Annotated in this window: 27 protein-coding genes and 1 pseudogene; 15 read left to right on the forward strand and 13 right to left on the reverse strand. The window is 54.9% G+C overall.

Going from position 1 to position 25,349, the window contains the following annotated elements:
• The 4 genes from menD to BRO54_RS15495 form a co-directional block, all read left to right on the forward strand.
• On the forward strand, positions 1 to 1,537 hold a 1,537-nt coding region (menD, locus tag BRO54_RS15480), incomplete at its 5' end, for a 2-succinyl-5-enolpyruvyl-6-hydroxy-3-cyclohexene-1-carboxylic-acid synthase (RefSeq protein WP_074044505.1).
• An 11-nt stretch (positions 1,538 to 1,548) separates the two neighbouring features.
• Complete coding sequence (gene menH, locus BRO54_RS15485; RefSeq protein WP_079936444.1) at positions 1,549 to 2,361, forward strand: 2-succinyl-6-hydroxy-2,4-cyclohexadiene-1-carboxylate synthase; 813 nt, start codon at positions 1,549 to 1,551, stop codon at positions 2,359 to 2,361.
• Entirely contained in the window at positions 2,362 to 3,180 is an 819-nt protein-coding gene (gene menB / locus BRO54_RS15490; protein WP_031407524.1) for a 1,4-dihydroxy-2-naphthoyl-CoA synthase, read from the forward strand.
• Between the two features lie 117 nt (positions 3,181 to 3,297).
• Positions 3,298 to 4,770, forward strand: a complete 1,473-nt coding sequence (locus tag BRO54_RS15495; protein ID WP_074044507.1) for an o-succinylbenzoate--CoA ligase — start codon at positions 3,298 to 3,300, stop codon at positions 4,768 to 4,770.
• Between the two features lie 173 nt (positions 4,771 to 4,943).
• On the opposite strand, the gene BRO54_RS15500 is transcribed toward BRO54_RS15495, so the two are convergent.
• Positions 4,944 to 5,141 (reverse strand): hypothetical protein, encoded by a 198-nt coding sequence (locus BRO54_RS15500; RefSeq protein ID WP_074044508.1) that lies wholly within the window; start codon positions 5,139 to 5,141, stop codon positions 4,944 to 4,946.
• A gap of 65 nt (positions 5,142 to 5,206) precedes the next feature.
• On the reverse strand, positions 5,207 to 5,368 hold the full coding sequence (locus BRO54_RS15505; RefSeq protein WP_074044509.1) for a DUF1540 domain-containing protein: 162 nt from the start codon (positions 5,366 to 5,368) through the stop codon (positions 5,207 to 5,209).
• A gap of 459 nt (positions 5,369 to 5,827) precedes the next feature.
• Between BRO54_RS15505 and BRO54_RS15510 the strand changes: the two genes are divergently transcribed.
• The 4 genes from BRO54_RS15510 to BRO54_RS15525 all read left to right on the forward strand — a co-directional run bounded on the left by BRO54_RS15510 (position 5,828) and on the right by BRO54_RS15525 (position 10,846).
• Positions 5,828 to 6,118 (forward strand): DUF2325 domain-containing protein, encoded by a 291-nt coding sequence (locus BRO54_RS15510; RefSeq protein WP_074044510.1) that lies wholly within the window; start codon positions 5,828 to 5,830, stop codon positions 6,116 to 6,118.
• A gap of 18 nt (positions 6,119 to 6,136) precedes the next feature.
• Positions 6,137 to 6,637 carry a hypothetical protein gene (locus BRO54_RS15515; RefSeq protein WP_074044511.1) on the forward strand — a complete coding sequence of 167 codons (501 nt, stop codon included), beginning with the start codon at positions 6,137 to 6,139 and terminating at the stop codon, positions 6,635 to 6,637.
• 75 nt (positions 6,638 to 6,712) lie between these two features.
• Entirely contained in the window at positions 6,713 to 8,791 is a 2,079-nt protein-coding gene (locus BRO54_RS15520; protein ID WP_074044512.1) for a glycoside hydrolase family protein, read from the forward strand.
• Positions 8,792 to 8,887: 96 nt separating this feature from the next.
• The gene (locus BRO54_RS15525; RefSeq protein ID WP_074044527.1) at positions 8,888 to 10,846 is read left to right on the forward strand and encodes a beta-propeller fold lactonase family protein; all 1,959 of its coding nucleotides are present in this window, start codon (positions 8,888 to 8,890) and stop codon (positions 10,844 to 10,846) included.
• Between the two features lie 109 nt (positions 10,847 to 10,955).
• Here the strand turns inward: BRO54_RS15525 and tnpB are convergent, their stop codons facing one another.
• The 6 genes from tnpB to yidD form a co-directional block, all read right to left on the reverse strand.
• The gene (tnpB, locus tag BRO54_RS15530; protein ID WP_074044513.1) at positions 10,956 to 12,068 is read right to left on the reverse strand and encodes an IS200/IS605 family element RNA-guided endonuclease TnpB; all 1,113 of its coding nucleotides are present in this window, start codon (positions 12,066 to 12,068) and stop codon (positions 10,956 to 10,958) included.
• Positions 12,069 to 12,317: 249 nt separating this feature from the next.
• Complete coding sequence (locus tag BRO54_RS15535; RefSeq protein ID WP_074044514.1) at positions 12,318 to 13,349, reverse strand: cytochrome d ubiquinol oxidase subunit II; 1,032 nt, start codon at positions 13,347 to 13,349, stop codon at positions 12,318 to 12,320.
• A 15-nt stretch (positions 13,350 to 13,364) separates the two neighbouring features.
• Positions 13,365 to 14,714, reverse strand: a complete 1,350-nt coding sequence (locus BRO54_RS15540) for a cytochrome ubiquinol oxidase subunit I (protein ID WP_074044515.1) — start codon at positions 14,712 to 14,714, stop codon at positions 13,365 to 13,367.
• A gap of 130 nt (positions 14,715 to 14,844) precedes the next feature.
• Positions 14,845 to 15,831, reverse strand: a complete 987-nt coding sequence (locus tag BRO54_RS15545; protein ID WP_074044516.1) for a metal ABC transporter substrate-binding protein — start codon at positions 15,829 to 15,831, stop codon at positions 14,845 to 14,847.
• Between the two features lie 78 nt (positions 15,832 to 15,909).
• Positions 15,910 to 17,094, reverse strand: coding sequence for a GTP-binding protein (locus tag BRO54_RS15550; protein ID WP_074044517.1), 1,185 nt, complete (start codon positions 17,092 to 17,094; stop codon positions 15,910 to 15,912).
• Between the two features lie 86 nt (positions 17,095 to 17,180).
• On the reverse strand, positions 17,181 to 17,426 hold the full coding sequence (gene yidD, locus BRO54_RS15555; RefSeq protein ID WP_074044518.1) for a membrane protein insertion efficiency factor YidD: 246 nt from the start codon (positions 17,424 to 17,426) through the stop codon (positions 17,181 to 17,183).
• A gap of 216 nt (positions 17,427 to 17,642) precedes the next feature.
• Between yidD and BRO54_RS15560 the strand changes: the two genes are divergently transcribed.
• The gene (locus tag BRO54_RS15560) at positions 17,643 to 18,119 is read left to right on the forward strand and encodes an S-ribosylhomocysteine lyase (protein ID WP_074044519.1); all 477 of its coding nucleotides are present in this window, start codon (positions 17,643 to 17,645) and stop codon (positions 18,117 to 18,119) included.
• 21 nt (positions 18,120 to 18,140) lie between these two features.
• Here the strand turns inward: BRO54_RS15560 and ytzI are convergent, their stop codons facing one another.
• Complete coding sequence (gene ytzI, locus BRO54_RS15565; protein ID WP_239691281.1) at positions 18,141 to 18,299, reverse strand: YtzI protein; 159 nt, start codon at positions 18,297 to 18,299, stop codon at positions 18,141 to 18,143.
• Between the two features lie 155 nt (positions 18,300 to 18,454).
• Between ytzI and BRO54_RS15570 the strand changes: the two genes are divergently transcribed.
• The 4 genes from BRO54_RS15570 (at position 18,455) to ytkD (ending at position 20,361) form a co-directional block, all read left to right on the forward strand.
• On the forward strand, positions 18,455 to 18,892 hold the full coding sequence (locus tag BRO54_RS15570) for a Dps family protein (RefSeq protein WP_074044528.1): 438 nt from the start codon (positions 18,455 to 18,457) through the stop codon (positions 18,890 to 18,892).
• Between the two features lie 156 nt (positions 18,893 to 19,048).
• Complete coding sequence (locus tag BRO54_RS15575) at positions 19,049 to 19,444, forward strand: phage holin family protein (protein WP_074044521.1); 396 nt, start codon at positions 19,049 to 19,051, stop codon at positions 19,442 to 19,444.
• A gap of 58 nt (positions 19,445 to 19,502) precedes the next feature.
• Positions 19,503 to 19,835, forward strand: a complete 333-nt coding sequence (locus BRO54_RS15580) for a hypothetical protein (protein WP_011232331.1) — start codon at positions 19,503 to 19,505, stop codon at positions 19,833 to 19,835.
• A 58-nt stretch (positions 19,836 to 19,893) separates the two neighbouring features.
• The gene (ytkD, locus tag BRO54_RS15585; RefSeq protein ID WP_074044522.1) at positions 19,894 to 20,361 is read left to right on the forward strand and encodes an RNA deprotection pyrophosphohydrolase; all 468 of its coding nucleotides are present in this window, start codon (positions 19,894 to 19,896) and stop codon (positions 20,359 to 20,361) included.
• Positions 20,362 to 20,479: 118 nt separating this feature from the next.
• Here the strand turns inward: ytkD and BRO54_RS15590 are convergent, their stop codons facing one another.
• The 3 genes from BRO54_RS15590 to BRO54_RS15600 are packed head-to-tail and all read right to left on the reverse strand — an operon-like array spanning position 20,480 to position 23,252.
• On the reverse strand, positions 20,480 to 21,289 hold the full coding sequence (locus BRO54_RS15590) for an ABC transporter permease (protein WP_074044523.1): 810 nt from the start codon (positions 21,287 to 21,289) through the stop codon (positions 20,480 to 20,482).
• Positions 21,273 to 22,064: an ABC transporter ATP-binding protein gene (locus tag BRO54_RS15595; RefSeq protein ID WP_074044524.1), complete on the reverse strand. Its 792-nt coding sequence runs from the start codon at positions 22,062 to 22,064 to the stop codon at positions 21,273 to 21,275. Before BRO54_RS15595 ends, BRO54_RS15590 begins: the two co-directional genes overlap by 17 nt.
• Positions 22,065 to 22,082: 18 nt before the next feature.
• Positions 22,083 to 23,252: an ABC transporter substrate-binding protein gene (locus BRO54_RS15600; protein ID WP_371878452.1), complete on the reverse strand. Its 1,170-nt coding sequence runs from the start codon at positions 23,250 to 23,252 to the stop codon at positions 22,083 to 22,085.
• On the opposite strand from BRO54_RS15600, the gene BRO54_RS15605 reads away from it, so the two are divergent.
• Both BRO54_RS15605 and BRO54_RS15610 read left to right on the forward strand, forming a co-directional pair.
• Entirely contained in the window at positions 23,236 to 24,024 is a 789-nt protein-coding gene (locus BRO54_RS15605; RefSeq protein WP_074044526.1) for an alpha/beta hydrolase family protein, read from the forward strand. The two genes, BRO54_RS15600 and BRO54_RS15605, sit on opposite strands and share 17 nt — an antisense overlap.
• A gap of 90 nt (positions 24,025 to 24,114) precedes the next feature.
• Complete coding sequence (locus BRO54_RS15610; protein WP_053413939.1) at positions 24,115 to 24,357, forward strand: DUF2584 domain-containing protein; 243 nt, start codon at positions 24,115 to 24,117, stop codon at positions 24,355 to 24,357.
• 467 nt (positions 24,358 to 24,824) lie between these two features.
• Here BRO54_RS15610 and BRO54_RS15615 read toward each other — a convergent pair.
• Positions 24,825 to 25,349, reverse strand: a pseudogene (locus BRO54_RS15615) (DDE-type integrase/transposase/recombinase); the annotation flags it as partial.

Below are 25,349 nucleotides of genomic sequence, written 5' to 3' on the forward strand. Positions count from 1 at the left end.
AAAACAGCGGCCGGTCGTGTTAGTGTGCACATCGGGAACGGCGGCGGCCAACTATTGGCCCGCGGTCGTCGAGGCGTACTATTCGCGCGTACCGCTCGTTGTGTGGACGGCCGACCGGCCGCATGAACTGCGCGATGTCGGGGCGCCGCAAGCGATTGATCAGCTGCACTTATATGGACGCTACGCCAAGTGGTTTGTCGACTTGGCGCTGCCGGAAGAGGCGGACGATATGCTGCGATACGCGCGGACGATGGCGGCAAGAGCGGTGGAAACAGCCGCGGGTGCGCCAGCCGGCCCCGTGCATGTGAACGCGCCGTTTCGCGAGCCGCTTGTCCCGCATATCGATGAGGCGGTTTGGGAGCGGGTGCGGTCCGTTTCGCGAGCGCCGCAAGTGTGGCATGGCCGCCCGGCGCTGCCGCAAGAGAGCGTATCGGCGCTGTATGAGCAGCTATCGGCGACCGAACGCGGTTTGATCGTCTGCGGTCCCCTTGAGCGCCCCGAGTTTGCCGAGGCCGTGACAGAGCTGGCGCGGGCGCTTGATTTTCCGATTCTTGCCGATCCGCTTTCCCAACTGCGCGCCGGCACGCATGACAAAACGTACGTGCTGGACAGCTATGACGCCATTTTAAAAGATGAAGCGGCAGCTTCCAAGCTTGTTCCGGATGTGGTGCTTCGTTTCGGCGCCATGCCGGTGTCGAAGCCGCTCTTTTTATGGCTGAAGCGCCATCGCGCGATCCGTCAAATCGTCGTTGATGAGGGCGGATGGCGCGACCCGACCTTGTCGGCGGATGGCTTTGTCCAAAGCGATGAGGTGCTTCTTTGCCGCCAGCTGCTTGAAATCGCCGAACCGAAGGCAAGCGAAAGCGCGTGGTCGGCGGCGTGGCGGGAGATGAACGCGATCGCCCGCTCAACGCTCAAGAGCCATCTGCCGGAAGAAGAATGGTTTGAAGGGAAAGTGTTCACCGAGCTCATCGATTTGCTTCCGGCTGGCGCGGCGTTGTTTGTCGGCAACAGCATGCCGATTCGCGATGCGGATACGTTTCTCTTTGCGACGGACAAGCCGCTTCGCGTTTTGGCCAACCGCGGCGCCAACGGCATTGACGGAGTCGTCTCGAGCGCCTTGGGCGCAAGCCTTGCAGGGCAGCCGCTTGTGCTGGTGATCGGCGACTTGTCGTTTTACCACGATTTAAATGGCTTGTTGGCGGCGAAAATGCATTCGTTGTCGGCCACCATTGTTTTGTTGAACAACAACGGCGGCGGCATTTTCTCGTTTTTGCCGCAGGCGCGCCATAAAGGGCCGTTTGAAACGCTGTTTGGCACGCCGACGGATTTGTCGTTCGCCCACGCCGTCGAGATGTACGGCGGCCGCCATACGGTGCCGCAAAATTGGGCGGAGTTCCGCCGCGATGTGGCGGAATCGCTGTCGTCAGGCGGGCTTCATGTCATTGAAGTGCGCACGTCGCGCGCGGAAAATGTCCGAATGCATCGATTGTTGTGGAATGAGGTTGCCCGGGAAATCGCGAAATGTCTCGAATGAAGAGGAATGGCATAACCATGATGGCGAATGGGGTTCGTTACCATGTGGAACAATACGGAGAAGGAGAGCCGCTTCTGTTGCTTCACGGGTTTACGGGCAGCGCGGACACGTGGCGGCCGCTCGCCCCGTTTTGGCCGGACTTCCGTGTGATGGCCGTCGACTTGTTGGGCCATGGGCGGACCGAGGCGCCAAAGAACGCCCGACGGTATCGGATCGAACACGCGGCGGCTGACTTGGCGGCGCTCCTTGACGAATGGGGCGTCGAACAAGTGAACGTGCTCGGCTACTCGATGGGCGGCCGGCTCGCGTTGGCGTTCGCCGTTTGGCATCCGCGCCGCGTTCGCCGCTTAGTGCTTGAAAGCAGTTCGCCCGGCTTGAAGACGGAGGAGGAGCGGCGCGCGCGGCGGGAAGCGGATGAGGCGTTGGCGCGAAAGATCGAAACGGAAGGCGTCCGTGCTTTCGTCGATGATTGGGAGCAACTTCCACTTTTTTCCACCCAGCGGACGCTTCCGGCGCCAGTACAGGCGGCTGTTCGCCGCGAGCGGCTCCGCCATACGGCAACGGGGCTTGCCAACAGTTTGCGCGGGATGGGGACCGGCGTGCAGCCGTCGTTTTGGGGACGGCTTGGCGAACTTGACGTGCCTGTGCTCCTTGTTTGCGGGGAGCGCGATGAGAAGTTTTGCCGCATCGCCGCCCAAATGCACGAACGGCTGCCCAACAGCGAACTTGTCTGCGTGAAAGAAGCCGGACATGCAATTCACGTGGAACAGCCCGGCATTTTTGCTAAAATAGTAAGTGAATTCATGACAAAGGGGGAAGTATAAATGCCGTTTGAATGGGTGAAGCAGTACGACTATGAGGACATTATTTACGAAACGTACAACGGCATCGCCAAAATTACGATCAACCGTCCGGAAGTACATAACGCGTTTCGGCCGAAAACGGTGAACGAGATGATCGATGCGTTTACGAAAGCGCGCGACGATGCGAATATCGGCGTCATCATTTTGACCGGCGCCGGCGGCAAGGCGTTTTGCTCGGGCGGGGACCAAAAAGTGCGCGGCCATGGCGGCTATGTCGGCGAGGATGAAATTCCGCGCCTCAATGTGCTTGATTTGCAGCGGCTCATCCGCGTCATTCCGAAGCCGGTCATTGCGATGGTCGCCGGCTACGCCATCGGCGGCGGGCATGTGCTCCATGTCGTGTGCGATTTGACGATCGCCGCGGACAACGCCATCTTCGGCCAAACCGGACCAAAAGTCGGCAGCTTTGACGGCGGCTATGGCGCCGGTTATTTGGCGCGCATCGTCGGCCATAAAAAGGCGCGGGAAATTTGGTATTTATGCCGTCAGTACACGGCGCAAGAAGCGCTCGAGATGGGGCTGGTCAACAAAGTCGTGCCGCTTGAGCAGCTCGAAGAAGAAACGGTCAAATGGGCGCAAGAAATTCTGGAAAAAAGCCCGACGGCCATTCGCTTCTTAAAAGCGGCGTTCAACGCCGACTCCGACGGCTTGGCTGGCATCCAGCAGCTCGCCGGCGACGCGACGCTTCTTTTCTACACGACCGAAGAGGCGAAGGAAGGAATGCGGGCGTTCAAGGAAAAACGGAAGCCGGACTTCAGCCAATTCCCGCGCTTCCCGTGATGAGAACGAAGAAGCAGCTTGATGGCGCGTCAAGCTGCTTTTTGTCGCTTTTCCGAAGGGAGGAATCCTTGCGCTGACCGTCGGCGGAGGAGGGTGGCAAGAAAGGAGGAACGCTAGATGACAACGATGCCAAACTGGCTGAAGCAGCGGGCGTTTTTAACCCCGGAGCGAATCGCCGTGAGCGACGGGCGGCGGACAAAAACGTTTGCCGAACTGTATGAAGCTGCTGCCGCCTGGGCGCGGCGCCTCGCTCAAGCAGGCGTCAAGGAAGGCGACATTGTCGCCTTGCTGATGAAAAATCGCATCGAGATGATCGAGATCATCCATGCGTTGTTTTTTCTCGGCGCCCGCGTCTTGCTGCAAAACGTGCGCCTCACGTCCTATGAGCTCGGCTGGCAGCTTGACGACAGCGGAGCGAGCCTTGTTGTTGCTGATGAGGAGCTGGCCGGACGCCTCGGCGGCGACGGACGCGTTCTGACCGTGGGCGCGGTTGCCGCGCTGCCGAAAGCGGACGTTTCATTAAAAGAAACGTGCGATTTGGAGGAAGTCGCCACGATCATGTATACGTCCGGGACGACCGGCACTCCGAAAGGCGTCTTGCAAACGTACGGCAACCATTGGTGGAGCGCGGTCGGTTCGGCGCTCAATTTAGGCTTGCATGAGCGCGACTGCTGGCTGGCCGCCGTGCCGCTCTTTCATATCAGCGGCCTGTCGATCGCCATGCGCAGCGTCATTTACGGCATGCCGTTGCGGTTGCAAACCTCGTTTGACCCGAAAGAGGCAAATGAATGGATCATGCGCGGCGAAGTGACGATCATGTCTGTCGTGGCCGCTATGCTTCAGCGGATGGTGGCCGAGCTGGGGGAAGCTCGCTACCCCGATACGTTCCGCTGCATGCTGCTAGGGGGCGGGCCGGCGCCGCGCCCGCTGCTTGAGGCGTGCAAAGAAAAAGGCATCCCGGTGTACCAGACGTACGGGATGACGGAAACGGCGTCGCAAATCGCGACGCTCGCGCCGGAATACAGTTTGACGAAGCTCGGTTCGGCCGGCAAGCCGCTCTTTCCGGCTGAGCTTTGCATCCTAAAAGACGGCCAACCGGCGCGGCCTCATGAAGCGGGAGAAATTGTCGTCAAAGGACCGAATGTGACAAAAGGATACTTGCATCGCCCGGAAGCGACGGCACAAGCGATCCGCGGCGGCTGGTTCTATACGGGGGATATGGGCTATGTCGATGAAGATGGATTTTTGTATGTCCTTGACCGCCGTTCTGACTTGATCATTTCCGGCGGCGAAAACGTCTATCCCGCTGAGGTGGAGGCGGTGCTACTGTCGCATCCCGATGTGGAAGAAGCCGGGGTGACGGGCGTCGAGGATGAAACGTGGGGGCAAGTGCCGTATGCGTTCGTCCGCCTGAAACGCGGAGCGTCGCCAGACGAAGCGGCCCTTCGCGCGTTTTGCCGCGAGCGGCTGGCGAAATATAAAGTGCCGGCCCGCATTTATTTCGTCAATGAACTGCCGCGCAACGCCGCGCAAAAACTGCTGCGCCGCGAACTGAAAAGACTCATTCCAAAAACGGAGCAAACGTTTTGACGGCGCTGAAAACGCCCATTCCGAAAGTCGAAAAAGCAGAAGGTGTCCCAAAACATGGGACACCTTTTCTCATGCTGTATATACGCCGAAACACGCTCAAGAGACCATATGTTGTGCCTCGGTAGAGGGAAAACAACCTTTTAAGACAACCTCCTGCTTTTTGGCTGCTGTCGTTAAAAGTCGTCCATCCACCCGAGTTCAGCGGCCCGATCGGCGATAAGCCGCGCAATCTCGGGCGGCAGCTGGTCAAACGAACCGAACTCATAATCCCACAAATGGGCGAAGGAGTCGATGCAAGCCGGGTATGTTCCCAAAGCGGCCCGCTTCATTTCCGTTTGCAGCGCTTGAATGAGGCTGGCGCGTTTGTCCATCGTCATCCCCCTTGAACGATGCAAGCGCCGCCCGATCGGCCGGGCAGCGCCTCGTTGGTCTCGCGTTATGCTTCATGGGACGGAACAAACGTTTTGCAGTCTGTTTCCGTTGAATCGGACGCCATTTTTCCTGCATGGCTGACCACGTAAATGGCTTCAGCGCTGCAGCGATTTCCTTCCGCCCAATAATGGCAGTTGCGCACTTCGCAAAGAACGTCTTTCGCCATGGTCATCCCCCTTGTCGTGATGAAATCGCCCGCGTCTATAGTTTGACGCATTCGCAGGCATTTTATCCATCTCTAACCGAGAAGACTCTCACTTCCATGCGATCAGCGAAAGTGGGGATGAATCGGCGTCTTCCATCATGGATGTTCCCCAATGCCGCCCAAAATCTGTTGAAAGAAGGACTTCATTGGCTGTCTTCGTAAGACGGCCAAACCGTGGGACGCACGGGGATGGCTTGGCTGGCAGCCTGCCGTGGGGAGGGTGTTCCCAAGAATCTCCCACCTCTACGCATTTGCGTAGGTGGGAGAGTGTTCAAGAGCACTGAATCTCCTTCACGTTTTGAGGAGGGAGGTTTCTTTCGGAATAACATTAGATGAAAACTTCTCTCATTATCATTGACATAGAAAATCATTCTCAATTAAAATAAAAGAAGAAAAAAGCGAGCAAAGGAGGCTTTCGTGATGGCATCACTGCTTGTTGTCGGAGCCGATCATTTAGGCCATATTACCGATAAATTGGAGCGTTCCGGATTCCGGGAAATCATTCATCTCAATGGACGGAAAGTGAATATGGTGAAACGCGACATTCCGGAGCATGTCGACGCCATATTGGTCATGATCGATTACGTCAACCATAACTTGGCGAGGAAAGTGAAAGAGAAGGCGAAAAGCAAAGACAAGCCCATTTATTTTGCGAAACGGTCATGGAGCTCAATAAACGCCGTATTGGAGCAGTTGGAAAAACATGAATGAACAAAAAGGAGGCGAGCCATGGTGTCTATCCATCACGAGACGTTGGACGTCTGGCCGTATGCGTTGCGCCGGTTTCTCCGCTGCGTCATTCAAGCGTATTGTGAAACCGCTCCTTCGCTGCGGTCGCCGTTTTACTTGCTGCGGCTGATTGACATGCATCGTTCGCTCCTTTCTTTGTCGATGTTTCCGACGCCGTTGCATTACGGCCTTGTGTTGGCCAAGGTGACGGATCATTTGCTGCAGTTTTTCGGTTCGATGGAAGAGGCAGCATGCAAACCGTTGTTGCTTGCTGACGGAGAGAGCAGGAATGAGGGGGAAGCCGAGGAGCTGATCGACTTGTACATCGTTTACCGCGACCGGGTTCGTGTGCTGCTATGGTGTGATGAAGAGGAAGCCATTCGGCGATGCAAAGAAACTGCGTCGTCCTTATGCCGGGAAGCGATCGGACTTTGTCCGAACGAACTGGAATGCTGTTTTTTATGGACGGGCGGACGCCGCATTGAGTGGATTCCTGCTTGAACGAGGGGCATAGGCGGCGTATAATGAGTATAGTGAGAATGAAAATCGTTATTTTTTAAATTGGAGGAGCAAGCGATGAAACGCATGCCTTGGAAAGTGATGGCTACTTCGGCGGTGGCGTTGCTGCTGCTGGCATCCGGCTGTGCGGCCGGCCAGGAGAAAGACAATGCCCGTCCATCCGAAGCGCCGCGCCTGCACGTGCCGGTGGCGGACGATCATTTTGATACGGCCGGCAATATGTTTGCCTATTCCGAGTTTGAGCTGTCCGGAGAGCCGCTGGCGGAAGGGCTCGGGCTCGATTTGGACACGCTCGACCCAAGAAAGCCGGATGAGCCGACGAAATTTGATTATACGGCGGGAATCGAGTCATATGAATACTCCGAAGAGGCGATGTATGAAGTGACGGAAAAATCGGGGCTTGGCCTTCATTTGATTCACGGGCCGATTGCCAAGCAACGGGCCGAACAGCTGCATAAACGGGCCGATAAAGCGCTTGCCGACCGATTTTATGAGCTCGCGGACAGCGTCGGCTATCCGCGCGAGGAAATTTTCCGCAACATGTTTCCGACCTTCATTGAGTACGCCGGCGGCGACCCGCACTATGCGCAAAAAGTCGACACGGATGTTTATGCCGAAAATGACGACGGTACATACGTTCCCGTTTATCAAGTCGATTTCCAATCGCTTCGCTGGGATCGGGGGAAAATGGACAAAGTGCTCACGCCATCGGCTTATGGCGGCGTCTTCTTGAAGCAGGCGCTTTGGGCCGGCGACTTTTTAGGCGGCTTTCATCAAAAAGATAGCGACGAAGAAGTCGAAGCGAAAACGCCGAACGACGACCAAAGCGGGACGGTGGCGCTTGGCGTCAGCTCCGCCGATGGGATGCAAGGGATGATTTTGACCGAACAAATATGGAACAAGCTGGCTTTTATCCGTGACCATTTATTTTATGATGCGAAGCAACAGGCGTTGACGAAGGCAGCCGGCAGCCGCTACAACCCAAGCGGCGGATTCGTCTATTTGCCGCATGCGGTGGAAGTGGCTGAAGGAGACAGCGAGCTGGCGCCGGATGCGGCGAAGTTGGTCGTCAAAGATCCCCGCAGCTTGCTTGAGGATCAATGGCTCATGCTTTGGCCCGCCGCCGAGTTTTTCGGCATGATCGACCAGCGGCCGGAAAACAAAAACCAAAACCCCGCGTTTTTAGCCGTGTTTGACGGAAACCCGTTCCCAAAAGCGGCGAAGGAAAATGTGGACGCCGATCCGTCCAACGACCGCGCTGCCGACGACCCGTATTCCGTCAACCGTGACGTGCTGCTGCAAGTGTTCCGCAACATCGATGCCATGCATTTCAATGAAAAAGCGGGCGCGTTTGTGACGGAACATGACGGGCAAACGCAAGGAAATCGGGTCGATACGTTCCAAGCCGGTTATACAATGGAAGCGCTCCGCATCTTTGAACGGGCGATCGACGGGATGCCGGTCGGCTATGCGAGCGGAGAGAGCGCCAAAGGGCTCGGCACGCTGGAAGGAAAGCGGGCGCTCGAGCTCATCCGCCGGCAAGCGGACTTTATCATGCACAACTTGATGCGAAAAGACGGGCTTGTCGCCAACGGCTATACGATCGGCCAAGGGCCTGATCAGGACGAGCCGACGCTTCTTGCCCAGCTTGGCGCGATCCGCGGGCTGACGGCGGCGTTTTTGGCGACGAAAGATGAAGCGTACCGCGATGCGGCGCGCCTTGTTTATGAGGCGATGGACCGCCATTTTTGGGATGAAAAATGGCACGTGTACCATACGGGAGAAAAAGAGGACAAGTACACCCCGTGGCTGGCCGGCGCTTTGTCGGGGGTGTTCCGCGTGGCGCTGCAAAATTTAAACAACGACCAAGCGGATGAGACGGCCAAAGCGCTCGAGCGCGAGACGATCATCTCCCGCTACGTCGACTTTTACGACCGGATCGTCGACGGCCCGACGCTCGATGAAGGCATGCAGGCAAGCGAATTCTGGGATACGGGCGATGTGTATGTGAAAGGAAAAAAACTTGGCAACACCGACCGCGACCATGTGTCGCAAGTGCAGGCGGCCGGCGGCCCATACGGCGTCGCGCCGGTGTTGCGGACGGTCAAGGTCAACGTTGGATCCGGCAACAAATAACAGAAAGAAAGCGGCGAATACGATTGAGATTCGCCGCTTTTCTTTGTAAAATTGAGGATGGTTATCATTTTCGTGAAAAAACGGGGGAATATTGAAATGCGAACATGGTGGTTCGCCGCGGCGATCGCCGCGCTGTTGGCCGGCTGTCAGGACGAAAGGGGATGGCATGAGCAGCCGAAAGTGGTCAGACACGCTCCGGCGCACGGCGACAACATCGCCGTAAGCAGCGATGGGCGCTATGTCTACACCGCCAACATCGATGTGGATACGGTGACGATCGTCAACGCGAAAACAAAAACGAAGGAAGCGGAAATTCCGGTCGGCCGCGAACCGCGCCAGCTGGCGCTCAGCCCGGATGGACGGACGCTGTATGTTTCCTGCATGTATGATGACGAAGTGGACGTCGTGTCGCTTGACAAGCGGAAAGTCGTCGACCGTTGGAAAACGGGGATCGAGCCGTTTGGTATCGTCACAAGTCCGGATGGGACGGAAGTATATGTGGCCAACTACCGCTCGGGCACGGTCTCGGTGTTTGACGCTGGCAGCGGAAAACGGATCAAAGACATCAAAGCGGGCGATCGGCCGCGGGCGCTGGTGTTGACAGCGGACGGAAGGAAGCTGTACGTGACGCAATATTTGGCGGCCAAAATTACCGTGATTGACACAGCGAAGCGGCGGGCGGTCAAGGAAATCGCCCTTGCCCCGTCGCCGGACAAAGCCGATCGAAAAAAGAGCCAAGGCATCCCGAATACGCTTGAGCAAATCGTCATCACCCCGGACGGCAAAAAAGCGTACATTCCACACTTATTGACGAACATCGATACGCCGATCCAGTTTGAGGAAACGGTCTTTCCAGCCATTTCGGTCATCGATACAATGAAAGATGTCGAATTGACAAGCGAGCGGAAAGAGCTGTTTGACGCGATCAACGTCACCGATGTCCATAACGAGACGATCATCGTCTCGAATCCGTACGATGTGGCGTTTTCCCCGGACGGCGGCAAAGCGTACGCGGTCATGTCCGGAAGCGAGGACCTCGTCGTCTTTGACTTGCGCCGCGGCGGCAAGGCGACGCAAATTTTGCGCCGCATCCACGGCAACAATCCGCGCGGGATCGCGATTTCGCCGGATGGCCAAACGCTTTACGCCCACAACGCCATGAGCCATGATTTGGCCGTGATCAAAACGGGAGGAAAAAGCCCATATGCGAAAGCGAAGCAGGAGAGCGGCACGATCCGCCTCATTGCGAAAGATTCGCTCTCCCCGCTCGTGCGTGAAGGAAAAACGATCTTTTACAGCGCCAACAGCGACGAGTTTGCCATCAACATCACAGGGAACAATTGGATGAGCTGCGCTTCGTGCCATAGCGACGGCGACATCAACGGCTTGACGCTCATGACGGCGAAAGGGCCGCGCAACGTGCCGAGCAATATTTTGGCGACGAAAACCGGGCTGTTTATGTGGGATGGGTCGCGCGACGATTTTACCGACTACATTCATACCGTGCAAGGCGAGATGGGGGGCATGGCGGCGATCGACCCGTCCAAGCCGCTGCCGCCGAACGTCCAGCATATGTTTGACGCCATTCTCGCCTACTTGAACGACCCGCGTTCGTTCCCCGTGCCGAAAAGCCCGTATCGAAAGGCGGACGGCAGCTTGACGGCGGAAGCGAAGGAAGGGGAGCGGCTGTTTAACGGGAAAGGGAATTGCTTAAGCTGCCATGGGGGCGAGTATTTCACCGACAGCGTCAAGGCGGTCGGGCCGGACGGGAAATTGACGACTGCCAATACCGCCTACTTGCACGATATCGGCACGGCCAATCCGAAGGACCGCGCCTCCAAAGGCGACGCCCGCGCCCGGTTCACAAACCCGCGGACGCCCAAGCAGTGGGATACGCCGACGCTGCGCGGCGTATGGGCGACGGCTCCGTATTTGCATGACGGCAGCGCGAAAACGATCGAGGAAGCAATCCGGCGCCATCGGACGAAAGAAGTGCAAACATTGACGCCGGGAGAAATTGCGGCAATTGCGGCCTATGTCCGCTCGCTGCATTGAACGCTCTCCCACCTACGCGTACACTTAGAGGTGGGAGATTCTTGGGAACACCCGCCCCACGGCAGGCTGTCAACCAAGCCATCCCCGTGCGTCCCACGGTTGTGCTGCCCTACAAAGACAGCAAACGAAGCCCTTCCTGCAAAATATTCCGAGCGGCGTTCTCGTCCCGGTCATGTTCGGCTCCGCAGGTTGGGCACACCCACTCGCGGATGTCGAGCGATTTCACTTCAACCTGCCGATGCCCGCAGCACGAGCACAATTGGCTCGATGGGAAGGTGCTCGCGACACGGACCACCGTCCGCCCGTACCATTTCGCTTTATACTCGAGCATGTTGAGAAAACGCCCCCATGCGGAATTGGAAATGCTCTTGGCCAGCTTGCGGTTCTTTTGCATGTTCTTTATAGGCAAGTCCTCCACGCACACCACTTGGTTTTCGCGGATGAGCCGGGTGGACCATTTGTGCAGGAAATCGTTCCGGCAGTTCGTGATTTTCTCATGAAGCTTGGCCACCTTCAAATGAGCTTTGCGCCAGTTCGAACCGCCCGGCTTTCGGCGGGACATCACCCGCTGCCAATAGGCCAGCTTCTCTTCGTATCGGCGCCAATACTGGGGGTGTTCGATCTTTTCGCCTGTGGAAAGAACCACCATATGTTTCAATCCCAAATCGACGCCCACTTTCTTGTCGGTTTGGGGCAATGGGGGAATGTCCGTTTCCACGAGAATGGAGACGAAATACTTCCCCGCCCGGTTTCGACGAATCGTGGCGGAGAGAATGCGGCCTTCCACCTCACGGCTTTTGGCAAACTTCACCCATCCAAGTTTCGGGAGTTTCAACCGATGGCCATTTACTTCGATCGATGGGCGTCCGTTCTTGGGGTAGTTGCACTGGGCGGTGTACGATTGATTCGGGTGTTTTTTGCTTTTGAAGCGGGGAGCGTTCGCCGTTCCCTCGAAGAATCGGTCAAACGCCTCGGCCAACTGTTGAAGTGCGTTTTGCAAGGCGGTCGAATCGGGCGCCTTCAGCCATGGAAGGGTTTGCTTTAAGGCGGTCAGCCGCTTGGAGCACTCGTTGTAGCCGAGTCCTCTTCCGGTAGTTTCATACGCCTGATTCCATTCGGACAAAAAGCGGTTGTACACAAATCGGCAGCACCCGATCGTTTGGTTGATGAGCTTCGCTTGTTTTTGGGTTGGATACAGCCGAAAGCGATAGGCTTTATGCATGATCTTTCCTCCTACATCAAGGAACATGCGTTCTGTTTCTATCCATTTTACACCTTCTGTTCTGCTGAAGCAAGAGGAAGATCGATGACGAATCCCGATTCATCCCCCCCCCTGACGCTCACGCGTGGAAGTGGGGGTCTTCTCGGTTCAGGATGATAAATCGTGATAGGAAAACGAGATGATTTTCGTTCAGCGGCGCAGGCATGAAGAAAGGTGCCCCCATGCGTGTTTGGGGGCGCCTTTTCCTTGTTATTTTGGCCGTACATAGCGCTTATCGTGCATAAACAAACGCCAGAAATAGACGAAGCCGGGAAACAAAATGAGAAAGCCCACGATGTAGGAGGCAAACAGCGCCCGGAATGTATCCGGATGGGTAAAGGCCGACTCGATCGTGACATCGGGATACACCATATAGGGCAGATGGGCTTTTCCATAGGCGTAACTAGCCAGAAAATATTGAATGACAATCGCGATGACCGCGAGCCGAGGCCTTCCTCTAACATGAGGGTGCCGAGAAGACGGCAGGGAGAGGGCGATGCCCGCGGCGGCGAACATCGCCACCGAACCGATCAGCCACGGCCAATACTCCATCATCTTGTCATACAGCCATTTGGCTTCGTAGCGCATCGTCAGCATCATGCATCCCGCCATCAACAACGAGAGGGGCCCCGTGATCCAAGCGTCGCGCCGATACAGGCGGTATGCCTCACGGTCTCCTGCTTCAAGAGAGTAATCCGCCAATAAGAGAGAAGATAGAAACAGCGTGCTCGAAATCGCAAAGCCCATGAAGGAATAGGCATGGGGGTTTGTAAAGAAGCGCTCCAAATTGAGAGTCGGGACGCCCTTGCGGATGTCGATGAATTCTCCATGCGTAATGGGCAGCACGCTAATGAGCAGGGCCGGGATGATGATCCCCGTTATGCCGGAAATATAGGTAAGCGCTTTTTCATATTCTTTGGCGACGTGGGCAAACACGAGAAAGGCGCTCCGGACCGCGAGCAAGATCAAAATGATGCTGCCGGGGACAAGAAGCACCGTCCCAAGCAGGAAGGCAGCGCCGGGAAAAAAACTGAACAAGGCGACCACAATCGCGACGATAAAGACATTGGTCACCTCCCAGGTGGGCGATAAATAGCGGTTCGCAATCGTGGTGGCATTCGCTTTTTCGCGATGGATATAGACCATCGACCAAAAACCGGCGCCGAAGTCCATCGTCGCCATGACGGCATAAATGAAAATAAACCCCCATAGCACGGTAATGGCAATCAGCTCATTGGTCATGAATCGTTCTCCTTTCTAGACGGGCAGCGTGCCTTCATTGGGCGGTTTGCGCAGGTCGTCCGCCACCGGATGGCGGCGGAAATAGTAGCGAAGCACGAGCACCACGGCGATGCTCAATAGGATGTAAATCGCCACAAACAAAGCAAACAAGACCGCTAAATTTCCTGTTTGCGTGACGGCTTCTTCCGTTTTCATCATCCGGTAAATGACCCATGGCTGCCTTCCGGTGCAGGCAAAAATCCAGCCGCATTCAATGCCGATCACAGCTAGCGGCCCGGCGGCGACAAAACCGTATAGGAGCCAGCGCGGAAAGGCAGGCCGCTTCAGCCATTTCTGCCAGATCAACGCGGCCGCCGACAGGAACAATAGCAGCATGCCGATCCCCACCATGGCGTTAAATAGCGTATGGACAAACAGCGGCGGCCACCATTCTTTCGGAAAATCGTTCAACCCTTTGACGACGGTGTCGAAACGGTTGCCGGCCAAAAAGCTGAGCGCCCACGGAATTTCAATGGCCCACTTTACGGATTGCGTTTCCGCATCGGTAAATCCGCCGATGGCTAACGGAGCATGGGATTGGGTTTCAAACAACCCTTCGGCCGCCGCTAGTTTTTCCGGTTGGTATTGATGAAGGAGTTGGGCCGATTCATGCCCGTTGATTGCGGTCAACAGCGAGAATACGCCGCCGACCGCCAACGAGAGCTTGAGCGCTTTTTGGTGAAAACGCCGCACTTGCTCGTTTTGGGCGGCGCGCAACAGCTGGTAAGCGGCGATCGAAGCCAACACAAAGGCTCCGGTCATATAGGCGGACAGGACGACATGTCCGGCCGTGACGAAAAAGCTTGGATTGAAAAAGGCCGCCCATGGGTCGACATCCACGATTTCGCCGTTTTCGATCCGAAATCCCGCCGGCGTGCCTTCAAAAGCGTGCACATTGGTAATTAAAATGGCGGAAGCGCTGGCGCCAAGAGCGACAAAAAACACACTCACAATCCGCATCAAGGGAGAGATGCGGTCAGCGGCGTACACATAAATGGACATAAACAACGCTTCAATAAAAAAGGCGTAAATTTCAATTTGAAACGGGAGGGACATCACCTTGCCAATCACTTCCATAAAGCCCGGCCATAGGAGCGACAACTGCACCCCGGCGATGGTGCCTGACGGAATGGCCACCCCAAGCAATACGGCCAACCCTTTCGTCCAGCGTTTCGCCATGACAGCATAATCATGATCTTTTGTCTTTTGGTATAAAAGTTCCGCCAGCAAAATCATGATCGGGATTCCGACTCCAAGTGTGGCGAAAATGATATGAAAAGCCATCGTCATCCCGAATAAGCTGCGGGCAATGATCACGTCATCCATTTCACAACATCCCTTTCTTTTTTCTTATGGTTTTCCATTTTTTCTTTGATTATTCCTTATTTTAGGGAAGGATGGTCTGGAAGGGAAACGAAACCGCCTGCCTCGATCGAAAGAGGCAGGCGGTTGTATTTCAATGAAGGGCTTTTTGCAGCACGCGGAGATTCTCGGCCATAAGGGCAAAGTAATCTTTGTGGGCTTTTCGATCTTCATCGGTCAGCGATTCCAAGTTATGCAGACGGAGCGGCTTGGCGCCGATTTCGTTCTGGATCACTTCCGCCGTTTTTGGATGGACATTTTGTTCGAAAATGACATAGCGGATGTGATGCTGTTTCGCCGTTTCGATGAGCTGAGCCAGCTCTTTTTGCGATGGTTCGTTGCTCGGAGAAAGCCCGGAAACGCTCAATTGCTTAATTCCGTAGCGGTCTTCCCAATATCCGTAGGCTTGATGGGAAACGAGCATCTCTTTTTTGGGAGCTTTCTCGACTGTTGAACGGAATTGCTCGTCAAGGCGCTCGAGTTTCATCTTTAACGTTTCAAAGTTTTGCATAAACATGTCTTTTTTTTCAGGTTTCAGTTCAATCAGCAAATCGCGAATGTTCTCGGCGATCGCAATAGAGCGGATGGGGTCAAGCCATACATGAGGATCTTTGTCTCCGTGTTCATGGCCATGTTCTTCCTCATGTTTTTCTCCATGTTCGTCTTTGTGCCCTTCCCCATGCGCATGCTCCTGTTCATGGTTCGATTCAAGCAATTCGATGCCATTTGTCGCAACAAGAAATCGGACATGCTCATTTTTCAATGTTTCCTGCAGTTGTTCGGCGAACGGTTCCATCCCGTGGCCGATGTAAATGAAGGCGTCCGCATCGGCAATCTGCTGCACCGTTTTGGTCGTTGGTTCGAACGTATGGGCTTCTACTCCCGGCGGATAAACGCTTTTGACGTTCACGGCGTCGCCGCCAATTTTTTTCGTAAAGTCTTCAAGCGGATAGACGGTTGTATAAATCGTTAACTGATCGTTCGATGTTTGGGCCTCTTTTGTCTCTGGCTTCGATTGACAGCCGTATAGCAAGGCGCTCGTCGCCAAAAGGAAAGACAAAATGATGGACGTTGCTCTCATGTTGAACTCCTTTCTTGAAAAAGATGTCCGCTTTTATTATATCGTAATCATTACGATTTGAAAATGATCGATCACCGTTTAGGCTAAAGGAATCAATGAAGGAAACGGATTGGGGAACAGCGTCCAATCTTCCTTCATCTCCTCATCGGTCAGCAAACATTGGTCCAACGAGCGCTGGATGTCATCCGCGTTCATATTGATGCCAATCAACACGAGTTCGGTCAAGCGATCGCCGTAGGTGTCATCCCACTTTTCCCGCCATGTTTCCTCTTCTTGCAACAGCTGTTTTATGTCCTCTTCCGGATAGGAAGCCATCCATCGTCCCGCTGCTTGGATGGAGATCGATGTCCCTGCTTGCGATAGGAGAACGCACATGTCATTCCAAGAGGCAAGCCAAATAAAGCCTTTCGCGCGAACCACTTCTGTGGGCCAGTTTTCAAGCCAATTCATCAACCGTTCCGGATGAAACGGCCGTTTTCTTCGATAAACAAAGGAAGAGATGCCGTATTGTTCAGTCTCCGGTGTGTGTTCTTCATTCAGCTCTTTGATCCAGCCAGCTGATTGGCTCGCTTTTTCAAAATCAAATAAGTAGGTGTTTAAAATGGAATCAAGCGGTACTTGTCCGAAAGTTGCCGGGATGATGACGGCTTCCGGATTCAGCTTTTGGAGCACTTTTTGCAGTTTTTGAACTTCCTCCGGCGAAACAAGATCGATTTTATTCACGACAATGACATTGGCGAATTCGATTTGTTCAATGAGCAAATCAGCAATTTCGCGGCTGTCCGTTTCATCAACGGCCTGTTGGCGGTCAAGCAAGGTTTCGCCCGAGGAAAAGTCCGTCCAAAAACGGTTGGCATCGACAACCGTCACCATGGTGTCCAATCGGCATTTTCGGGATAGATCGATTCCAAGCCCCTCATCCAAATACGTAAAGGTTTGCGCAACTGGAATGGGTTCGCTGATTCCGGAAGATTCAATGACAATATAGTCGATCTCCCCGTTTTCGACAAGCTGATCGACCGCTTTGATTAAATCCTCCCGCAAGGTGCAGCAAATACAGCCATTTTGAATTTGGATGAGCTTTTCTTCGGTGCGGAAGAAGCCGTTTTGCCGAACGAGTTCGGCATCAATATTGATTTCACTCATATCGTTGACAATGACAGCGATTTTTTTTCCTTCCCGATTGTGCAAGATATGATGAAGCAAAGTCGTTTTCCCTGATCCTAAGTAACCGCTTAATACAGTGACAGGGATTTTTTTCATCTGTTGCGCCTCCTTTTTCGAAAATAGTAATCATTACGATTTACAAGATCGATCATACAAAAAAATGAAGCAAATGGCAAGGGCTATCAAGTTATTTTGTTTCTTTTAAGGTGTTGGGATGGTTCAGGAACGGGATCAAAACCACCCGGATGAAACGGATGGCATTTCAAAATCCGCTTGACCGTCAGCCATCCCCCCTTGAGCGCGCCAAAGCGCCGAATCGCTTCGATGCCATAGTTCGAGCAAGTCGGATAAAAGCGGCATGTCGGCGGCTTGAGCGGAGAGAGAACGCGCTGGTAAAAACGGATGCACCAAATCAGCCATTGGCTCATGTGGACTTCTCCTTCCTGTTAGCATCATTATTACAATAGAACAAACGGTTCTTTTGTTCAAGAAAAACGGATGCCGTTCGTGCGGAATGGGGGCGCGCCGCCCCAGCCTTGTTTTTCAGGCATAGACGCAAAGCCGAACGAGAGGCAAAATAGATGCGGGACGTTCCCCGTTTTGGTTATGATAAAAAAGAGAATAAATAATCAGGAGTGATTGATATGCCTTCACCGGTAGAAAGCTTTGAATTGGATCATTGCGCGGTCAAGGCGCCGTACGTTCGGCATTGCGGCGTTCACAAAGTCGGCAGCGACGGCGTCGTCAATAAGTTTGACATTCGCTTTTGCCAGCCGAACAAAGAAGCGATGGACCCGGCCGCGATTCATACGCTCGAACATTTGTTGGCGTATACGCTGCGCCAACATGCGGCGAAATATGATCATTTCGACATTATCGACATCTCGCCGATGGGCTGCCAAACCGGGTTTTATCTTGTCGTGAGCGGCTCGCCGACCGTGGACGAGATCATTGATTTGTTGGAAGAAGCCATGAAGGACGCGCTCGACGCGACGGAAGTGCCGGCCGCGACCGAGCGGCAATGCGGCCAAGCGAAGCTGCACGACTTAGAGGCGGCGAAACAGCTGATGCGCTTTTGGCTTTCTCAAGAGAAAACCGAGCTGAAAAAAGTGTTTGGCTGAACACAAGCCGGCCCCGCGCCGCTACTGCGGCTGCTTCGGGACGGCTTGTTGTTCGCTGCCGCGCTCTTTTGGAAGCGGATCGACCGTATGCTTGTACGTGTACGCTTTGGAAGTCGTTATGACCGCTAAAGCGAGAACGACAGCGGCAATGATGAGGCAAACAACCAACGTCCAGTACATAATGACGCCCGCCTTTTTTCTTTTTATTATACCATATCCCGCAGGTCGGGCGTTCATATTTCCGCTGGAATCGGGGGAAGCTATCCATCGGCAGGTTTTCGCTGTTTCATCAGCAAGCCAGCTGGGTATAGAGAACCATGAGGAGGAGTGAGATGATGGCAACCCGACTGATCGATCTTGTCAACAAGCAAATCGCCAACTGGACTGTTTTGTATGTGAAGCTGCACAACTACCATTGGTATGTCACTGGTCCGCAGTTTTTCACGCTGCACGAGAAGTTTGAGCAGCTGTACAACGAAGCGGCCGTTCATATTGATGCTCTCGCCGAGCGGCTGTTGGCGCTCGGCGGCAAGCCGGTGGCGACGATGAAAGACTGTCTCGAGCAGGCGTCCGTCAAAGAAGCGGCCGGGACGGAAACGGCCGAACAAATGGTGGCTTCGATTGTCAGTGACTTTGAAACGATGATCGGCGAATTGAAAGAAGGCATGCAGCTGGCGGATGAAGTGAACGATGAAACGACAGGGGATATGCTGCTTGGCATTCACCGGAGCCTGGAAAAACACGTCTGGATGTTGAAATCGTTCTTAGGATGATAAGAAGAGGAGGCTGTCCTCAGGCCGGGGGGGCGGCCTTTTGCTTTGTCCTTTCTTTGTCGAAAAAGGGCGATTTTTTAGGGAATGCGCCGCGTCGCGTTCTCCCCTCCGGGCATACGATAGTTACGCGTATCCTATGTTCAAGGAGGGGGGAGCGTGAACAAGCCGATCCCGATGGTTGCCGTTTCGCTATTCGGTTCGTTTCTGTCGCTGTTTGTCGGCAGCGTGGACTCATTTATCGTGATTTTGCTTGCTTTGGTCATTGTCGACTACCTTACTGGCATTGCCGCCAGCGCAGTCGAAGGCAAGCTGTCAAGCCAGGTCGGCTTTCGCGGCATCATCCGCAAACTGTTGATTTTCGTTCTGGTGGCAGCATCGCATCTCGTCGATTTGGCCATTGGATGGAACATGCATGTAATCCGCGATGCGATCATTTTTTTCTATATCGCCAATGAGTTTATCTCGATTGTGGAAAACGCCGGCCGGGCGGGCGTCCCGATTCCGTCCGTGCTGCGCAAGGCGATCGAGCTGTTGAAAGATGAAATAAAATAAGCATATTTTTCCCGGATTGCCCCACACTAAGCAAAAAGAGCAAAAGGAGTGGACGAAGGTGGCAGACGAACGGAAAAAGACGTATTACGTCTCGATGGCAACCGGAGAAATCTCGCAGTTGAAAACGGCATCACCGTGGGACTTTCAAATTGAAGCAACGGATGAGGAAATCACCCAGCTGCGCGAATATTTCGACCAAAATTATTCGACCGACTGGCAGGCGTTTTGGCGCACCCATGTGCCATACATCCAATACCACTATGATCGGGAAAACGATGCTTACGACCGGACGTTGACGAAAATTTATGAAATGATTTACCGCCTCGGCAACGAGGAGGCGAAGGAGCATATCCGCTCGCTCGGCATCCTTCCTGACGAAAAAGAAGAGTAAACGCCGCGAGTCGAGCGGCGTTTTTCTGTATAATGGGGAGAGGAAAGGGGAGAGTCCGATGCATGAATTTCGCGATTACTACGGACATCGCGTTCGGCTGGCCTTTGCGGATCACCCGTTTTCCCCCTCCCCCGGGCATGTATGGGTCATTTGCCGCTATGGCGGGCGATGGCTGTTGACGGATCATCCGCGCCGCGGCCTTGAGTTTCCCGGCGGCAAGGTGGAAGAAGGGGAAACGGCGGCGGAAGCCGCGGCCCGCGAAGTGATGGAAGAAACGGGAGGAATCGTCGGCCGGCTTGATTATATCGGCCAATATGAAGTGGAGCCGGATATCGTGAAAAACATTTATTTTGCCGACATCGCTGCGCTCGTCGAGCGGGGGTCGTATTTGGAAACGAACGGCCCGGTGCTGCTTGAGGCGCTGCCGGATGACATCCGCGCCGACCATCGGTTCAGCTACATCATGAAAGACGATGTCCTTTCGCTCTCGCTTGCTGAATTGAAGCAGCGGGGGCTGATCGATTGAAAAGGGGCGCCGATCGGCGGCGGCTTCCAAAGATGGGCTTCCCAAAAGCGGCGGATGCCGGCTCATTGGGACGACAGGAATGAAACGAGACGCCCGTCAACATTCGGCGAGCGTCCCGCTAGCGGCGGTTTCCCCATTTTTTCTCGATCAAGGCGACAAGCTGATACATAACGGTCGACAGCAAGGCGACGATGAGCAGGCTCATCAACACAAGCGTGAAGTTGAACACTTGGAAGCCGTAAATGATCAAATACCCAAGCCCTTGTTTCGAGACGAGAAACTCGCCGGTGATGACGCCGACCCAAGCGAGGCCGACGTTCACTTTCAACGTCGAAATGATCGCCGGGAACGACGCCGGCAGCACCGCCTCTTTAAAACATTGGTAGCGGGTGGCGCCGAACGTCCGCAATACTTTCAAATAGTTCGGATCGACCTCTTTGAACGCCGAATAGACGACGATCGTCGTGATGATGATGGAAATGACGACGCCCATGGCGATGATGGACGTAAATCCCGGTCCGAGAGCGACGATCAAAATCGGCCCGAGGGCGACTTTTGGCATGGCGTTGAAGATGACTAAGTATGGATCAAGCGTCTTCGCCAGACGCGGAAACCACCAAAGAAGCGCGCCAATCAGCGCCCCGCCGGCCGTGCCGATGAAAAAGCCGAGCAAGGTCTCAAGCAGCGTCGCCCATGTATGGGCGAATAGAGAGTGATCGCTCATTTTTTCGACAAACAGCTTGGCGATGGCGGATGGAGAGCTAAATAGAAGGGGATCGACCCAATGGAAGCGGCTTGCCGCTTCCCAGACGGCGAAAAAGGCGACAAGCAGCACCGTCTGCCAAAGGCGGATGATCCGCTGTTCTTTGCGCAAGACGGCGAGGTATTGGGCATGTTTCGTGTCGATTCGTTCATTGGGCGGATTCAAGGGCCTCCATCTCCTTCCAAATGGATTGAAAGAGCGCCGGAAACGATGGATGCTGGCGGGCGGCAAGCGGCGGGCGGCAGCGCAGTTCATCCGGGATGACAAACGTCCGCACAAGGCGGCCGGGGCGCGGCGAAAACAAGAAAATGCGGTCGCTCATGGCGATGGCTTCTTCGATGTCATGGGTGACGAGCACCGCTGTTTTTTCGTACTGCCGCAATGTGTTCCAAACGAGCTCTTCGAGTCTCAGCTTCGTCTGCTGGTCGAGGGCGGAAAACGGTTCATCAAGCAAAAGCAGCTTCGGGTCGGTCGCCAACGTGCGCACAAGCGCCGCACGCTGGCGCATGCCGCCGGACAGCTGGCGTGGGTAATACGACTCGACGCCGGCTAGGCCGATCTCCGCCAGCAGAGCGAGCGCTCGTTCTTTAGTGTCAGCGGTCAGCGTGTTGGTGATTTTCAACCCGAGAAGGATGTTTTCTTCGATCGTTTTCCACGGAAACAAATAGTCTTGCTGAAGCATGTAGCCGACCGCGCGCCGCGCCACCGGCGCGGCCGTTCCGCTCGGCCAAAGCGGTTGGCCTTCGATGTGGACCGCCCCTTCCGTCGGCTCAATCAGCCCGGCGATGATCGACAACAGCGTCGTTTTGCCGCAGCCGCTTGGGCCGAGAAAGGAGACAAATTCTCCTTTCTCGACGGACAGCGACACGTCATCGAGCGCAGTGACAGCGGTCGTTTTCGTCAAATACGTATGCGAAAGGCGGTCGACGACAAGAAACATTCCGTTCACCCGCTTTCGTCACTTGTTCATCGCTTTTTTGGCAAACGACGAATCGACAAGCGTGTTCAGGTCGATGCGCTTCGGCAGCTCGCCGGCTTCGGCCATAATGGTTTGCAAGTTGTTCCATTCTTCTTCATCCAAAATCGGATCGGTCGCGTAGGTCCCTTGGCTTTTGTAGCGGTCGACCACTTTTTCGATGATGGCCGAGTCCGTGTCCTTAAAGTACGGTTGAATGGCTTTGGCAATTTCAGATGCGCTGTGCGATTCGACCCATTGCTGCGCTTTGTAGATCGCGCGCGTAAATTTTTCGATCACGTCTTTGTTTTCGTTCATGTAGCTTCGTTTCGCCATATACGACGTGTACGGCACGCGCCCGGATTCGGTGCCGAATGAAGCGACGATATAGCCTTTCCCTTCTTGTTCAAAAATGCTCGCTGTTGGCTCAAACAGCTGGACGAAATCGCCGGTGCCGCTCGCAAAGGCGTTGGCGATATTGGCGAAATCGACGTTTTGAATGAGATGCAAATCGTTGTGCGGGTCAATGCCGTGTTTTTTCAGCACAAACTCGCCGACCATTTGCGGCATGCCGCCTTTCCGTTGACCGAGGAACGTGCTTCCTTTCAACATCTCCCATGTAAAGTGGCCGATTTTTTTGCGCGAGACGAGAAACGTTCCGTCCGTCTGGGTCAGTTGGGCAAAGTTGATGACCGGGTCTGCCGTCCCTTGGCTGTACACGTAAATCGACGTTTCCGAGCCGACAAGGGCGATGTCCGCGCCGCCGGAAAGCAGCGTTGTCATCGTTTTGTCGCCGCCCCATGTCGTCGTCAATTCGACATCCAGCCCCTCTTCTTTAAAGAAGCCTTTTGCCAGGGCGACGTACTGCGGCGCGTAAAAAATCGAGTGCGTCACTTCGGCGAGCCGCACTTTTTGGAGCGGTTTTCCGCTTTGGCCCCCGTCATTCGTGCAGGCGGAAAGCGGCAAAAGCAACAGAAGCGAGCATAACCATACGGCCCATTTTTTCATGTTCGTTAACCCCCTTGGTTCGCATGCGGTAAACCGTGGTTTCACCTTATCGTATGCACGCGGCCAAAATGTGTGAATGCCTAGAAAAAATGGGCGGTCAGCCGAGAAAGGGCAACGATCATTCGCACAGCGGGAAGGAGGCAGGCGTATGGATGGAGACATCATCGACCAATACCGATTCCCGTCGCCGCATCCGGGAATCGATGTGTTCTTTGTCACCTATATGTCCCAAGGGCTGAAGGTGAAAGGGTTTTTGGCGGCGCCGAAGCGAAAAGGCGTTTATGACGGGTTGTTGTATTTGCGCGGCGGGATCAAAAACGTCGGGCAGGTGCGAGTGCCGCGCCTTGTCCAATTCGCTTCGCACGGGTTTGTCGTCTTCGCTCCGCTCTATCGCGGCAATGGGGGCGGAGAAGGAAACGAAGATTTCGCCGGTGAAGACCGCTATGACGCGCTCGCTGGGTTTCATCTCCTGCGCCGCCATCCGCTCGTCCATCCCGGGCGCGTTCACATGTTCGGCTTCTCCCGCGGCGGGGCGATGGCGCTCCATGCCGCCTTGATGGCCGAAGAGGTCTGTTCGGTGGCGGTCTGGGGCGGGGTGGCCGATATGGAGCTTACGTATTGGGAGCGGCCTGACTTGCGGCGGATGATGAAGCGCGTCATCGGCGGGACGCCGAACAAATGCCCGGAGCGCTACCGGCACCGCACGCCGCTCTATCATCTGGAACGACTCAAGGCCCCGGTGCTCATCATCCACGGCGGGCGCGATGAAAACGTATCGATTGAGCACGCTTGGCGGCTTGAGCGGCGGCTGAAGCAGCTCGGCAAACCGGTCACGGCTTGGTACTTCCCTGAGTTCACCCACTATTTTCCGCCGCAAGCCAATCGCGAGACGGTGCAAAGGCTCACAGTATGGATGAAACAACAGCCGACGATGTGATACGATACAACTAGAGGGGCGGCTGCGTGCGCCGCTCGGGTGGCGGCGCGGCCGCCAACGAATCGATGGGGTGCCAAGGAGGTTGGAAAGATGGGCATGCCGATGGAACTGCAGACGGTCATTGTGACAAAAGGAAAGGAACAGCGCGTTCAAGGAAATGTGTTTGTGTTGGAAAAAGAAGGCTACCGCTTGTATCCGCTTGACGTGCCGCTTGAAGTGCGCCGGACGATGCAAAGCGAAGCGAGCGGCGTCGCGGTTGTGAGAAAGCTCGAATGGGAAGGCAGCCGGACGACAGTGACGTACGAGCTCGTCAGCCTGTATTCGACGAATTGAACGAGGCTGCACACCACGAAGCGGCTGAATGAGCGCTGAACGGGTTCATCGGACAGGAGCGCAAACGGAAGAACGGTTTGCGCTCTTGGCTCAAGTTTTTTCCGTCTATAGTTAACTTGTGGCGTCAGGCCGATTCAGACAAGCATAAAAATAGCCTTTGCTTGAGGATTTCCTGTGCGACGTTTGATCATACCATAAAAAAGGTAGCGTCAAAAGTTCTATGAAAACTCCACACAGATCATCCCATTGAGCATCGTGGGGCATGCGGAGGGCCGGATTCGCCCTTGACCAACACCCGCCAAAGGTGCGGAAGAGTCATCAAGGGCGACGGGGACAAAAAAGAAGGCAATAAGAAAGCCGCCCTTGCCATGACCGAATTTTACCTTTGGCGGTGTTCGGTTGGTCAAGGGTTCGCTTCGCCGAATCCGGCAGGAGTTCTGTTCAACGGGCTCCGGAGGACAAAAAAGTCAGGCCGCCTCTTGTTGGAGAAACGCTTGTGCCATGGCGATCAGCTTCGTCCACCGGGCCGGCATATGCGGAAGATCCGCCAGTTCCGGGATGACGACCGGCACCCGGCCTTCGAGCGCGCTGTGTGGGCGCAGAAAGTTGAAATACGCCACAAACAGCGTCACAAAGGACACCGAGCCTTCTTCCGCACCAAACCCATGGGTCGGGCGGTAGTTGCCTTTAAAGGTCCGGTTGAATCGCTCGATGATCTGCTTGAGAGGGCGAAACGCTTCCGAGACCGGATCCTCATTGGTCAGCCCGATCACTTGGCGGACGTCAAATGAAATCCCGTGTTGGGCGAAGAAGTGTTGCGCCAGCAGGTAAATCGGGTTGCCATCCACGACAAACGACAAGTCGTCTGGGAGGGACGGCAGCTTCCGCAGGACATCATCGATGGCCTGAATGGCCGAGAGCGTGTCTCGATGGGGCGAGACGCGATACGACAGCACGATCTTTTTGACGGCATCAAACGATAAAGAACAGGT

The sequence above is a fragment of the Geobacillus proteiniphilus genome (genome assembly GCF_001908025.1).
Classification (GTDB): domain Bacteria; phylum Bacillota; class Bacilli; order Bacillales; family Anoxybacillaceae; genus Geobacillus; species Geobacillus proteiniphilus.